This is a genomic window from Brevundimonas sp. UBA6550 (assembly GCF_002434505.1).
Taxonomy (GTDB): Bacteria; Pseudomonadota; Alphaproteobacteria; order Caulobacterales; family Caulobacteraceae; genus Brevundimonas.
The window spans coordinates 85,648-99,533 of the sequence record NZ_DJKE01000005.1; the positions used below are offsets into that span (position 1 = coordinate 85,648).

General features: G+C 66.0%; 8 protein-coding genes. 4 read left to right on the forward strand and 4 right to left on the reverse strand.

Annotated elements, in window-relative coordinates; genetic code table 11:
* Positions 1-50 precede the first annotated feature (50 nt).
* The 4 genes from B3Z70_RS04510 to B3Z70_RS04525 all read left to right on the forward strand — a co-directional run bounded on the left by B3Z70_RS04510 (position 51) and on the right by B3Z70_RS04525 (position 8,073).
* Positions 51-1,316 (forward strand): MFS transporter, encoded by a 1,266-nt coding sequence (locus tag B3Z70_RS04510; protein WP_292024723.1) that lies wholly within the window; start codon positions 51-53, stop codon positions 1,314-1,316.
* On the forward strand, positions 1,313-3,598 hold the full coding sequence (locus tag B3Z70_RS04515; RefSeq protein WP_292044769.1) for a hypothetical protein: 2,286 nt from the start codon (positions 1,313-1,315) through the stop codon (positions 3,596-3,598). The genes B3Z70_RS04510 and B3Z70_RS04515 overlap by 4 nt, the downstream gene beginning before the upstream one ends.
* A gap of 25 nt (positions 3,599-3,623) precedes the next feature.
* Positions 3,624-5,078 (forward strand): oligogalacturonate lyase family protein, encoded by a 1,455-nt coding sequence (locus tag B3Z70_RS04520; RefSeq protein ID WP_292044773.1) that lies wholly within the window; start codon positions 3,624-3,626, stop codon positions 5,076-5,078.
* 208 nt (positions 5,079-5,286) lie between these two features.
* The gene (locus tag B3Z70_RS04525) at positions 5,287-8,073 is read left to right on the forward strand and encodes a TonB-dependent receptor (protein ID WP_292044775.1); all 2,787 of its coding nucleotides are present in this window, start codon (positions 5,287-5,289) and stop codon (positions 8,071-8,073) included.
* Between the two features lie 88 nt (positions 8,074-8,161).
* On the opposite strand, the gene B3Z70_RS04530 is transcribed toward B3Z70_RS04525, so the two are convergent.
* The 4 genes from B3Z70_RS04530 to B3Z70_RS04545 all read right to left on the reverse strand — a co-directional run bounded on the left by B3Z70_RS04530 (position 8,162) and on the right by B3Z70_RS04545 (position 13,821).
* A complete protein-coding gene (locus B3Z70_RS04530) occupies positions 8,162-9,661 on the reverse strand; it encodes a UxaA family hydrolase (RefSeq protein WP_292044778.1) in 1,500 nt (499 codons plus the stop codon).
* A gap of 3 nt (positions 9,662-9,664) precedes the next feature.
* A complete protein-coding gene (locus B3Z70_RS04535) occupies positions 9,665-11,149 on the reverse strand; it encodes a mannitol dehydrogenase family protein (protein WP_292023641.1) in 1,485 nt (494 codons plus the stop codon).
* Complete coding sequence (gene uxaC, locus B3Z70_RS04540; RefSeq protein WP_292023643.1) at positions 11,146-12,561, reverse strand: glucuronate isomerase; 1,416 nt, start codon at positions 12,559-12,561, stop codon at positions 11,146-11,148. Before uxaC ends, B3Z70_RS04535 begins: the two co-directional genes overlap by 4 nt.
* A gap of 144 nt (positions 12,562-12,705) precedes the next feature.
* Positions 12,706-13,821, reverse strand: a complete 1,116-nt coding sequence (locus B3Z70_RS04545; RefSeq protein ID WP_292023645.1) for a pectinesterase family protein — start codon at positions 13,819-13,821, stop codon at positions 12,706-12,708.
* Between the last annotated feature and the right edge of the window lie 65 nt (positions 13,822-13,886).

Genomic DNA, 13,886 nt, shown 5'->3' on the forward strand with positions numbered 1-13,886 from the left:
GAAGCCGCAGCAAGACGGCCAGGCCCCGAGGACATCCAGGAGAGTATCCCATGGTCATCGAGACCGACGCCGCCCACACCCCCGGAGGGCTGGCCAAGCCCGCCGGTTCGCTGAAGGGGCCGCTGGCCTTCGCCATCGCCTGCTTCCTGATCTGGGGCCTGGCCTATGGCCTTCTCGACGTGCTGAACAAGCATTTCCAGGAGACGCTGAACATCAGCCAGGCCGACAGCGCCTGGCTGCAGATCGCCTATTTCGGCGCCTATCTGCTGCTGTCGATCCCGGCGGGGATGCTGCTGCACGCGCGCGGTTACAAGTTCGGCATCGTCTCGGGCCTTGCGGTCACCGCCATCGGCGCCCTGTTGTTCATCCCGGCGGCGGGTGCGGGCGCCTTTCTGCCCTTCGTCGGCTCGATGTTCGTTCTCGCCGCCGGCCTGTGCATCCTGGAGACCAGCGCCGACACCTATGTCAACGTCCTGGGCGATCCGGCCAAGGCGTCACAGCGGCTGAACCTGGCCCAGTCGTTCAACGCCCTGGGCGTATTCTTCGGCCCGCTGATCGGCGGCGCGGTCTTCTTCAGCCCGACGACGACCGAGGCCTTGGGCGGCGCGACGCGCTCGATCCAGGTCGTCTATGGGCTGATCGCGGTCGGCGTGGTCCTGTTCGCCCTCGCCGTCTGGCGCGCCCGCCTTCCCGAGACCGGCCTGTCGGATCACGGCGGCGCGGTCGCGGGCGACGCTCCCGCCAAGCCCCTGTCGCAACAGCCGCACTTCATCGCCGGCGTGATCACCCAGGCCCTCTACATCGGCGCCCAGGTCGGCATCGGCGCCTATTTCATCAATCTGGTCACGCACAACTGGCAGGGCCTGACCAGCCAGCAGGGCGCCTTCATGCTGTCGCTGGCGGCCATCGGCTATCTGGTGGGCCGCTTCTTCGCCACCGCCCTGCTGCTGAAGATCAAGCCGCGCGTTCTGCTGACGACCTATGGCGTGGTCAACGTCGTCCTGACGCTGGTCGTCGCCGCCGGCATCGACAAGGTCTCGCCCATCGCCCTGCTGGCCGTCTTTTTCTTCATGTCCACCATGTTCGCCACCATCTTCGCTTTGGGCACAACCGGCCTGGGCGCCGGAACCAAGAAGGCCTCCTCGCTGATGGTCATGGCCATCGGCGGCGGCGTGCTGCTGCCCTGGCCCATGGGCAGGATCGCCGACCTCTACGGCGCCAATGTCGCCTTCCTGCTGCCCGCCGCCTGCTTCGCCGTCGTCGCCTGGTACGGCTGGAAGGGCGCCGGCCTCGGGCTGAAGGCGGAGGCGAAATGATGCGCCTGCGCACCGCTCTGCTCGCCTTCACCCTGCTCGCCGGCTCCACGGCCGCCTGCGCCCAGACGGTCGCGCCGACCGCCGCCGTCGCGACTGCCGCGCCGATCGACCGTCACGCCCTGGTCACGCGCCACAACGTCAGCCTGACGGCCATAGACCGCCATGCGCCGATCATGCTGGGCAACGGCGACCTGGGCTTCACCGCCGACATCACCGGGCTTCAGACCTTCCCGGAGCAGTATTCGGAACTCTCGCCCCTGCTGACCATGGCTCAATGGGCCTGGCACAGCTTTCCCAATCCGAGCGGCTATACCGAACAGGACGGCCTGATCGACGTATCCGTGCCCGGTCGGGGCGAACAACCCTATGCCTGGATGAAGTCGTGGGACGTGGCGGAAACCCAGCCCGCCTATACCTGGCTGCGGGCCAATCCCCATCGGTTCTCGCTCAGCCGCATCGGCCTGACCTTCGCCGACGGCAAGTCGCTGGACTTCGCCAAGGTCGCTGCAACGCGCCAGACGCTGGACCTGTGGTCCGGCGCCCTGACCAGCCGTTTCACCTATGACGGCCAACCGGTCGAGGTCGTGACCCGCGTCCATCCGACGCTGGACATGGTCATGGTCGAGATCGCCTCGCCTATGGTGGCCGCACAGGGCCTGGGCGTTCAGGTCCGCTATCCGGGCGTGAACCCCGCGATCAATCCCGATCCGACAAGCTTTGACGCCACAGGCGCGCAAAGCCTGAACATCGTCGCCTCCGACACCGGCGATGTCCACATTCGTCGCACCCTGGACGACACCACCTATTCTTCCGGCATCACCGCGTCCGGTAAGATCGAGCAGAGCGGCGCCGACGCCTTCCGCGTCGTCGCCAGCGGGCGCGACCGTCTGACCGTCATGATCCGTTTCGATCAGCAGGAGCCCGCCGAAAAAACACCCGCCTATTCAACCGGCGTGCAGGCGACCACCGCACACTGGAACGCCTTTTGGACCCAGGGCGGCGCCGTCGATTTCACGGGTTCTACCGACCCGCGCGCGGCCGAGCTGGAGCGTCGCGTGGTCCTGTCTCAATACCTGTCAGCGGTGAACGGCGCCGGCGAACTGCCGCCGCAGGAAGAGGGCCTGTTCTCAAACAGCTGGTACGGTAAGTTTCACCTGGAAATGCACCCCTGGCATTCCGGCTGGCAAGCCATATGGGGCCATCCCGACATGCTGGAGCGCAGCCTGCCCTGGTATGTCGGCAATCTGGATCACGCCCGCGCCGAGGCCGCCCGTCACCATGTGAAGGGCGCCTGGTGGCCCAAGATGGTCGGACCCGAGGGCCGCAACAGCCCCAGCCTGGTCTCGCCCTTCATCATGTGGCAGCAGCCGCATCCGATCCTGCTGGCCGAACTGGTCTGGCGCGCCGAAAAGGATCCGGCCGTGCTGGATCGATACGGCGAGGTGGTCGAGGCGACCGCCGACCTGTTGGCCTCCTGGCCCATCGAACACGACGGCCGGCTGAACCTGGGCGCGCCGATGATTCCGGCTCAGGAAAACTACGATCCCCTGACCACGGTGAACCCGACCTTCGAGGTCGAGTATTTCCGCTGGGCGCTGGAAACCGCTCAGGCTTGGCGCGAACGCAAGGGCCAGGCCCGCCGCGCCGACTGGGATCAGGCCCTGGCCAAGATCGCGCCGCCGCCGATGAAGAACGGGCTGTATCTGCCGGTCGAAAGCGTGCCGGACTTCTGGGAAACGGCCATGTCCGACGCCTGCCGCAGGCACGCGGCGGCGGCCCAGTGCAAGAACCGCGACCATCCCTCCTTCCTGATGGCCTATGGCTTCATCCCCGGCGCGCGGATCGATACCGCCGCCATGCGTCGCACCTTCGAGGCGGTGGAGCAGAACTGGGACGTGCGTCAGACCTGGGGCTGGGATTTCCCGATGATGGCGATGACGGCGGCCCGTATCGGCGAACCGGACAAGGCGGTGGACTGGCTGTTCGCTGACCTGAAGAACAATCAGTGGGGCGTGACCGGCATGACCCCGCGCGTTCACCTGGACGAACACGCCGACGAACTGGTCCCCGTTTCGGCCGGCGCCGGCGGCGTGACGATGGCGGTCAATCCCGATGGTCCCGGCTATCGCCGCGCCGCCGAGACCTATTTTCCATCCAACGGATCGCTGCTGATGGCCGTCGGCCTGATGGCGGCGGGCTGGGACGGGTCCAGCGGTCATGCCCCGGGCTTTCCCAAGGACGGCTGGACCGTCCGGGTCGAGGGCCTGACTCCGGCACCGTAAATATACAGAACTTGGAGGAACGCCCATGACGACCTCGAGACGCACCGCCCTGAAGGCGCTGTTCGCGGCCCCCGCCGTCGGCGCCTTCGCCACAACCACCGTCCAGGCCCAGCCGGCCACGTCCGCAGCATCGCCCGCGCCGGGCCAGGCTCCGGTCTGGCCCGCGCCCAACACCGCGCCGCCCTCGATCCAGGAGACGCCGGTCGAGCGGCCGCGCTGGGACGGCCCCGTGCCGACCGAGTGGGTCGACCCCAAGACCGGACACCGCATCCGCCGCGTCTCGCCTGACGGGGGCGGCGGAAAGCCCTATTTCTACAAGAACATGTTCCTGCCGCCCAAGGCTGGCGCGCCCGACCTGATGGTCATTTCGACGCCCCAGGGCATCTCGACCGTCGATCTGGCGACCTGGGCTGTCAGCGTCCTGGTCCCCGACCACGATGCCGACCTGATGTTCACCGGCCGCAAAGGTCGCAACGTCTATTATTCCGTGACCGCGCCCGGCGACGGCCAACTGATGGACCGGGCCAAAACCCTGTTCGTCATCGACGCCGACACCAAACAGAGGCGTGAAATCGGCCGGATCCCGAACGGCCAGATCAACTCGGTCAACGCCGACGAGACCCTGCTTCTGGGCTTTGTCGCCTATGACAGCCAGCCGCTTCAGCCGACCGTGCCCGACCCGCGCAACCGCCGTTTCGACCAGGCGGAATACGAAGCCAACGGGCCGGACGGCAAACCGCTGAACTTCGCCCGCGCCAAGGGCGTGCGTATGCTTCAGCGCTGGGCCGCCGGCTATCCGATGGAAATCTTCGTCATCGATCTGGCGACGGGCGAACGCCGCGTGATCCACAAGACCACCGAATGGATCGGCCACACCCAGTTCTCGCCGACCGATCCGCAGCAGATCATCTTCTGCCACGAAGGCCCCTGGCACCGCGTGGACCGGATGTGGGCCATCCGCGCCGACGGCACGGGCCTGAGGAAGACCCACCAGCGGACGATGAACTTCGAAATCTTCGGTCACGAATGGTTCAGCCCGGACGGCAAACAGGTGCTCTATGATCTGCAGACCCCGCGCGGCCAGGTCTTCTGGGTCGCGTCGGTCGATCTGGAGACGGGGCGCCGCGTCTATCGACGGGTCGAGCAGAACGACTGGTCCGTCCACTATAACGTCTCGCCGGATGGAAGCCTGTTCGCCGGCGATGGCGGCGACGGCGACATGGTCGCCCATGCGCCCGACGGCAAATGGATCGTCCTGCTGCGGCCCGAACCGATCGTCGACGCCGATCCGTCCAGCGACAAGGACGACCAGATTTTCGTGGAATATCTGCGCTCGGAACGTCTGGCGGACCTGTCGAACCACGATTACCGGCTGGAGCCCAACCTGACCTTCACGCCGGACGCCAAATGGATCGTCTTCGTGTCGAACATGCACGGCGCCAATCACGTTTATGCGGTCGAAGTGGCGCGCAAAAGCTAAACGCCATCGGCAACTCATCCATACAAATCATCTGAATTATAGAGGTTTTGGCGCGGACTTGATCGCGACTGCCGGGTTCGGAACGAGGCTGGTTGCAAAATACGGGAAGCTGTTGCAATAAACGGCACGTCGCCAATCCGATTATGCGCGACAGCGTACCAAAAAATGACACCGGTGCCAGATGATCGCCGGGATGGGGAGAGAAGGAATGCGACGGACCAATACCCGGACTCTGTGCGCCGTTGGCGTATCCCTGGCGGCCATGATGGGGGCAAAGGCAGCGGTGGCGCAGACCGCCCCGGCCCCTCAAGCTGCAGCGCAGGATGTCGCTCAGGATGACGGCGCCGCCACGGTCGACGACATCGTCGTCACTGGCTTCCGCTCCAGCCTGCAGCAGGCGCTGAGCATCAAGCGCCGCGAGGCCGGCGCCGTCGACGCCATCCTGGCCGAGGACATGGCCGACTTCCCCGACCAGAACCTGGCCGAGGCCATTCAGCGCCTGCCCGGCGTGACTATCGACCGCGTCAATGGTCAGGGCACGACGATCTCGGTTCGCGGCCTGGGCTCCGACTTCACCCGCACGCGCATCAACGGTCTGGAGGCCCAGGCCGCGTCGGGCGGCAATCGCAACCGCAGCTTCGACTTTTCGATGTTCGCGTCCGAGCTGTTCAACAGCATCAAGGTCCGCAAGACCCAGTCGGCCGAGATCGAAGAAGGCTCGCTGGGCGCCACCGTCGATCTGCAGACCGGCCGCCCCCTGGATTTCGGCGGCAGCGGCCTGAACTCCGCCCTGTCGGTGCAGGCGTCGTACAACGACCTGTCTGAAAAGACCGTGCCCCGTCTCGCCGGCCTGCTGAGCTGGTCGAACGAGGACCGCACCTTCGGCGCCCTGATCTCTGTCGCCTACTCCGAGCGTTCGCCCATTCTGGGCAGCTTCAACACGACGCGCTGGCAGTCCGGCGCGATCAATCCGCCCATCCCTGCCGGCAAGTCCCGCGCCGACTATCCCAACTACCCCTACGGCCTGGGCCAGAACTTCGCGAGTTGCATCCCCTGCACCACGACGGCGCAGCGCGACGCCCTGCTCAGCGCCTATTACCCACGCATCCCTCGCTACACTTTGGGCAATACTCAGGAAGATCGCCTGGGCATGACGGGCGCGCTGCAATGGCGGCCGAGCGACCGCACCGAGGCCGTGCTGGACGTGTTGTGGTCGCGCTTCAACTCGGAACTGGAAAGCCCGAACATCGAGGCCTGGGCTTTCAGCCGCGCCAACGTCAACAACGTGGTGGTGCGCGACTATGCGATCGACGCCGAGAAGAACATTCTGTCGTATGGCGTCTTCGACAACATGCTGGTTCGCGCCGAGAACGGCTTCACACGCAACGAAAGCAACTTCTATCAGGCGTCGCTAAACGTGCGACACGACTTCACCGATCGCCTGCACGGCAATCTGAAGGTCGGCGCCAACCGGTCGGAAGCCCGCACGCCGCTGAACGTCGCCTATGCCTTCGAGGCCGCGGGCGTGAACGGTTACACGTTCGACTTCCGAGAGAATGATCGCGCGCCGCGCATCAACTATGGCTTCGACGTCACGTCGGGTCAGCGCTTCACCCTAGTCAATGCGACGCGCAGCAATGGCGGCGGCAACTTCGATAACAAGGTCGGCGCCGGCTCGCTTGCCTACGACTGGTCCGACTCGCTGACCTTCAAGGCGGGGGGTGAATATCGCACCTATGGCTTCGAGACCTTCGGCCTGACGCGCACCAAGACCAATCCGACCGGCGCGGATCGCCTGACGGGCGTCGACAGCATCGGCCGGGTCGTCAGCATCGGCGACGGGGTCAAGGCCGGCGCCGGCTCCGACCTCAGCTTCATCGTCCCGGACATCTCGAAGATCGCGAACTTCCTGAGCTTCTATGACGATCCGCTGGTGGCCAACCGCAGCGAGCGCGAGGTGGACGAAACGGACAAGGGCATCTTCGTTCAGGCCGACTTCAACACGACGGTCGCTGGCATGGTCCTGCGCGGCAACGCCGGCATTCGCTACGCCCAGACCGAGGTTACGGCCAAGGGTTGGCAGACCATCGCCGTCGGCACGCCGCCGGTCACGACCTATGATTACGTCACGACCGAAAACGACTATGACGACGTGCTTCCGTCCTTCAACCTGGCGCTGGAGCCGCGCGAGGACCTCGTCATCCGCCTGGGGGCCGCGAAGGTGATGTCGCGCCCGACGCTGGGTGACCTGACGCCGGGCGGCAGCGTTTCGCCGACGACCCGAACCGTTTCTTACGGCAACCCGCTGCTCGATCCGTTCCGCGCCACCAACTACGACTTTTCGGTCGAGTGGTATTTCCAGAACGAAGGCCTGCTGGCCGGCGCCGTCTTCTACAAGGACATCGACAGCTTCATCACCTCGGAGACGGTGGGCATCCCTTACAACCAGTTGGGCTTGCCCAACGAGTTGCTGCAGGGCGCGGCCAACCCGACCGACATCTTCCAGGTCACCCGTCGCCTGAACGGCGCAGGCGGGGCGTTGAAGGGTATCGAGATCCAATACCAGCAGCCCTTCACCTTCCTGCCCGGTCTGTGGTCGAACTTCGGCTTCACCGGCAACGTCACCTGGGTCGATTCTGAGGTCAGCTATGGCACGGCCGGCAAGAACCGCCTGACCGGTCAGTCGAAGAACACTGCCAACGCCACCCTCTATTATGAGGACGGACCCTTCCAGGCCCGCGTCTCGGTGGCGCACCGCAGCCAGTATCTGTTGTCCTTCCCCGGTGCGAACGGCAACTCCGAAGAGGGCGTCAACGACACGACCAACATCGACGCCTCCATGTCTTACGAGTTCACGCCGAACCTGACCTTCTCGCTCGAAGGCATCAACCTGACCGATGAATACACTGATCGCTATGTCGACGTGACGGACCGCGTGTCCGACTACCGTCACACCGGCCGCGAGATCGCCGTGGGATTGCGCTGGAAGTACTGAGCTTCCCTCCCTGACGCCTCCAGCGTGATAAACTAAAGGCCCGGAGCGAACCGCTCCGGGCCTTCTTTTCTGAAGATCGCCCAACCTATCAGAGATAGGCGCCGACCTGCCAAGGCACGAACTCGTTGTCGCCGATGCCGAGCGCTTCGGATTTGGACGGTTCGCCCGAGGCGACATCCAGCATCTTTCGAAAGATGACCGCGCCGACCTCGGCCAGGCTGGTTCCGGTCACGACGGGCGAGGCGTCGATGTCCATGTCCTCGTCCATCCATTGCGCCAGTTTGGCGTTGGAGGCGATCTTGATCGACGGCGCGGGCTTGGCGCCGAAGACCGAACCTCGCCCCGTCGTGAAGACGATCAGATTGGCGCCCGAGGCGATCTGGCCCGTGGCCGAACAGGGATCATAGCCGGGGCTGTCCATGAAGGTCAGGCCCGCCGTGGTCAGCGGCTCGGCATAGCCGATCACGTCGTTCAGCGGCGTCGAACCCGACTTGGCCACCGCGCCCAGCGACTTCTCCAGGATGGTGGTCAGGCCGCCCTTCAGATTGCCGGGCGAAGGATTGTTGTTCAGCTCCATCTGGTGACGGTCGGCATAGTCGCGCCACCAGGCCAGACGCGCGTTCAGCTTGTCCGCCACGTCCTGCGACACTGCGCGCCGCAGCAGCAGGTGTTCGGCGCCCCAGATCTCGGGCGTTTCCGACAGCATGGCCGATCCGCCGTGGGCGACCAGCAGGTCCACCGCCGCGCCAAGCGCCGGATTGGCCGTGACGCCGGACCAGCCGTCCGAACCGCCGCACTGAAGCCCGACGGTAAGGTGGGATGCGGAGACAGGCCGGCGCTCGATCTTGGCCGCCTCGGCGACCAGTTCACGCACAATCTCAACGCCGGCCTCGATGGCGCGCGCGGCGCCGCCGGCCTCCTGGATGGTCAGGGTGCGCAGGTGCGGGCCAGCTTCCAGCCCTTCGTTGGCCAGCCACGCGGGGATCTGATTGGCCTCGCACCCCAGGCCGACGATCAGGATGGAGTGGAAGTTCGGGTGACGGGCATAACCGGCCAGCGTCCGCTGCAGCAGGGTCACGTCGCTGCTGAGCGAAGACCCGCCGCACCCGCCCTGATGGGTGAAGGCCACCACGCCGTCGACGCCTGCCGGCAGGCTGGCGTTCGGGAAGGCGTCGGCGATGCGGCGCGCGACGGTGGCCGAACAATTCACGCTGGTCAGGACGCCGATGTAGTTGCGGGTGCCGACACGGCCGTCCGGCCGGACGATGCCGTGGAAGGTCGCGTTCGACAGCGACGCGGGCGGACGCAGATCGGCGCCGACCTCAGCCTCGCGCCCGTCCTCGGCCATGGCCAGGTTGTGAACGTGGACATGATCCCCGGCGGCGATGGCAATCTGCGCACGGCCAATGACCTGGCCATAGCGGCGAACTAGACCGCCCTTTTCCACCGCATGGCGTGCGATCTTGTGCCCGGTCGCGATGTCGGCGCGCGCCGCCGCGTTCAGACCATCGGGCGTTTCGCCGGTCGCAATGTCATCCAGAGCGATGGCGACGTCGTCGGCGGGGTTGAGGATCAAGACGCGGGACATGGACTACTCCCCTGCCAGACGCGCGGCCTCGACCGCGCCGTTCCGGCCGAGCGACAGATAGGCGCCCGTGACTGCGGCGATGAACCGGTCATCGGCGGCGAGCGCGGGCGGGAAGACGGCGGACAGGCTCAACAAGGCCGAAATCCGATCCTGGTCGTTGTCGGCGCCGGCCAGCAGTTCGGCGGTCCGGCCTGCCAACGGATCATCGACGACGAAGGCTTCACCGCTCTCGGTCACGCCCGATTGCCATTTCATCCAGGCGGCGACGCCCATAGCCATGGCCTTGATGCCCTGCCCGGCCGCCAGGCGTTCGGCGACCCCGGCCAGCAGACGCTGCGGCAGCTTCTGCGACCCGTCCATGGCGATCTGGCGGGTGCGGTGCATCAGGGCCGCGTTCGAGAAGCGAGCCATCAGGGCCTCGCGATAGGCGGCGATCTCCAGACCCGGCGGTGGGTCCAGCGTGGTCTGCGCCTCGTCCCATAGGGCCTCGATACAGGCGCGGAAAGCGGGAACGGCGACGGCTTCGTGGACATGCTCATGACCCGACAAAGCGCCTAGATAGGCGATGGCCGAATGGGCGCCGTTCAGCAGGCGCAGCTTGGCGTCCTCCCACGGTTCAACCGCATCGGTCAGTTGCACGCCCTCCCGGCCGAAGAATGGCGCAGCGAAGTCAGGCCGTTCGCCTGCGAACCAGTCCTCGATCACCCACTGGGTGAAAGGTTCCGCCTTGACCATCCCCTGGTCCTCGACGCCGAGACGGTCGGTCAAGCGAGCGATATCTTCAGGGATGGTGGCCGGCACGATCCGGTCGATCATGGTCTGCGGGAAGGCGCCCTCGGCCTCGATCCAGTCGGCCAGCGACGGGTCGATCCGGCGCGCCATGGCGATGACGCCGGCGCGTATCCGCTTGCCGTTGTGCGGAAGATTGTCGCAACTGATGACCGTGAAGGGCTTGAGACCCGCAGCGCGCCTCGCCCGCAGCGCGGCGACGATGAAGCCTGGCGCGGTGCGCGGCGCAGAGATGTCCGCCAGATCGGCCGCCACGTCCGCATCGTCCATCAGCAGGTCGCCCGTCGCCGGGTCCAGGCGATAGCCCTTCTCGGTCACGGTCAGGGTGACGATGTGAACATCCGCGTCGGCCATGGCGGCGACCAGGGCGGCGGGGTCTTCCGGTCCGACCAGAACGCCACGCCCCGCGCCGATCACGCGCAAACGCTCGTCCGACCCGTCGCGCACGACCAGGGTGTAGAGGCCATCCTGCGGGTTCAACTGGTCGCGCACGCCAGGCGACCGCAGCGAGGCGCCCAGCACGCCCCAGCGCAGGTCGCCACTGGCCAGCGCATCGTCGAACACCACGGCCTGGTGAGCGCGGTGGAAGGCGCCGACGCCCAGATGAACCACGCCGGTCTTCACCTGGGCGCGGTCGTAACCGGGAACGGCGACGTCGGCGGGCAGGCGCGACAGGCCTTCTTCGGAAAGGCGGCTCACAGCTTGTAGGCCGCCTTGACCAGATCATAGGTCAGGGCGCGCGCCAGGTCGTGGGCCTCGTCCTCCTCCATCCGGTGTTCGACCACCAGCTTGGCCAGGAAGCCGCAGTCCATGCGCCGCGCCACATCGTGACGGGCGGGGATCGACAGGAAGGCGCGGGTGTCGTCGTTGAAGCCGACGGTGTTGTAGAAGCCCGCCGTCTCGGTGACCTGTTCGCGGAAGCGACGCATCCCCTCGGGACTGTCATGGAACCACCAGCTGGGTCCCAGTTTCAGCGCCGGATAATGACCGGCCAGGGGCGCCAATTCGCGGCTGTAGCTGGTCTCGTCCAGGGTGAAGAGGATCAGGGTCAGGCGCGTGTCGGACCCGAACCGGTCCAGCAGAGGCTTCAACGCCCGGACGTAATCCGTCTGGGTCGGGATGTCGCAACCCTTGTCGCGGCCAAAGCGGTTGAAGACGGTGGCCGAATGGTTGCGGAACGATCCGGGATGCAACTGCATCACCAGCCCGTCTTCCACCGACATGGCGGCCATCTCCGTCAGCATCTGGCCCCGGAACAGTTCTGCGTCGGCCGGCGTCGCCGGAGCGGTCGATACGCGGCGGAACAGGGCCTCGGCCTCACCTTTTGACAGGTCTGCGGTGAAGGCGGTGGGGTGACCGTGGTCGGTCGACGTGGCGCCCATCTCGATAAAGAAGGCCCGGCGATCACGCAGCGCCTGAAGATAGCCTTCCCAGCTCAGCGTATCGCGGCTCGTCTGCTCGGCCAGGATTTTCAAATTGTCGCGGAAACCCTCATAGTCGGGGTCCAGCACCGGGTCGGGGCGATAGGCGGTCAGCACCCGCCCCTTCCAACCCGACGCCCTGATCGTCTTATGATGCTCCAGCGTGTCGAGCGGGCTCTCGGTGGTGGTCAGCACCTCGATATTGTAGCGGTCGAACAGGGCGCGAGGTCTGAAGGCGTCGGTCTTCAGCGCCGCGTCGATGATGTCGTAGTAATGGTCCGCCGTCTCGGCCGACAGGCGCACATCTATGCCGAACGCCTCGGCATAGACCCAGTCGTGCCACATCCGCGACGGCGTGGCCCGGAACAGATGATAGTTCTCGGCGAACCGTCGCCAGATCGTGCGCGGATCGGCCTCGACCGGACCACCGTCGGCGCGGGGAACGCCTAAATCCTCCATCGCCATGCCCTGCGAATGCAGCATGCGGAACACGTAGTGGTCGGGCGTGATCAGCAGTTCGGCCGGATTGGCGAAGGGTTCGTTCAGCGCGAACCAACTCGGGTCCGTATGACCGTGCGGGCTGATGATCGGCAGCCCCTTGATCTCGGCGTACAGACGACGCGCGACGGCGCGCGTGTCGGCGTCGGCCGGAAACAGGCGATCAGGATTGAGGCTGAGAGGCTGGGGCATGGTTCTGGTCGGCTCGTCACACGGCGCGGAAACGGACTGGCGAAACCCATCAATACGATGCCCCGAACGAAAAAGACACCGGTTACCTTCATGCTTCGATTTCTGCCTGGAACAGCATGGTGGCTCCGCGAACGCCGACAGTCGTCAGGCAAGAGCGCTCCCGAGAACGTCACTCCGTCGAACACTGGCCGCCTCGTTCGCCGTCAGCCGAGCGCCTCGCTCAAACTCCGCACGGCCGGGACCGCGAGAGCCGAAGGTCGCGAAACGCGCGTCCTCAGGCTGGAGCATGGTGCGCGGATTGCCGTCCTTTCCGGTGTACCACATCTCGGTCCAGCCGGCCGGCGCAATATGATCGTCCATCCAGCAGTCAAGGAAGGTCGTCGCTCCGACGAACCGAGGATCGCCGTATCGGCCATCGGGAAAGGCGCTGGACGGGCGCCAAGGCCGGCCCAGGAAGACAGAGTGCCTAGGCGTCCCCGCGTCTCGGGTCAGGCGGCAGTCGTGGAAGACAAAGCCGTAGGCCTGATCGATGGGCGTGCTGGGGGCCACGATATAGCCCTCGACTGGATCGGCAGGTCGGAGCCGGGACCGGATTTCGCAGCGTTCGAACCAGGCGCGCCCGGCGCCGAAGATGAAGTCGTAGCTGCCCGTGATCAGGCAACGGTCGAACAGGGTTGCCCCCGCATCGGGGAACAGGGTGTCCTGATAACTCAGGATGTCGCAGTTGCGGACGACGGCGCGGTCCGAGCCCTTGTCCATCATCAGGGCCACAGCCTGCGGCCCTGCCCCATTGTGCGAATGCAGACCGTTGGGCTTGGTCATCTCCGCCAGGCCGTCGAAGGCGTTGTTGATCGTCAGCGTCTCGGCGTGGAAATCGCGGGCGCGCACGAACAGGGTCGGGGTGCGGAACGTGCCCAACATCCGGCCGTCCGGCGCCGCCAGTCCCGAGGCCGCCAGGTGATTGATCACCGAACCGGCGCGATCCTCGCCGATCAGATGGATAAAGGGTTTGTCGACGACGACCTGCTCGGTCCAGATCCCGCGTGTGATCAGAATGCGGAACGGCTTTCGCCCGTCCGCTGGCGCTGCGGCGATGGCGGCCGAAAGCGCAGGATAGGCGGGTGCGCCGACCCGCCGACCGGCCTCGGCCGTGCCCACCACGGCGTCGTATCCCCTTGTGGCGGCCCAGGATCGGGTCGACGCCATCATCGGCAAAACGGCGGCGGCAAGCGCCTGACGACGCGAAACGGACAAGCGCATGGCGGCTCCGATTGGAAAAAGAGGGCGCCGACCGGCGAACCGGTCAGCGCCCAGTCTCCCGGGGG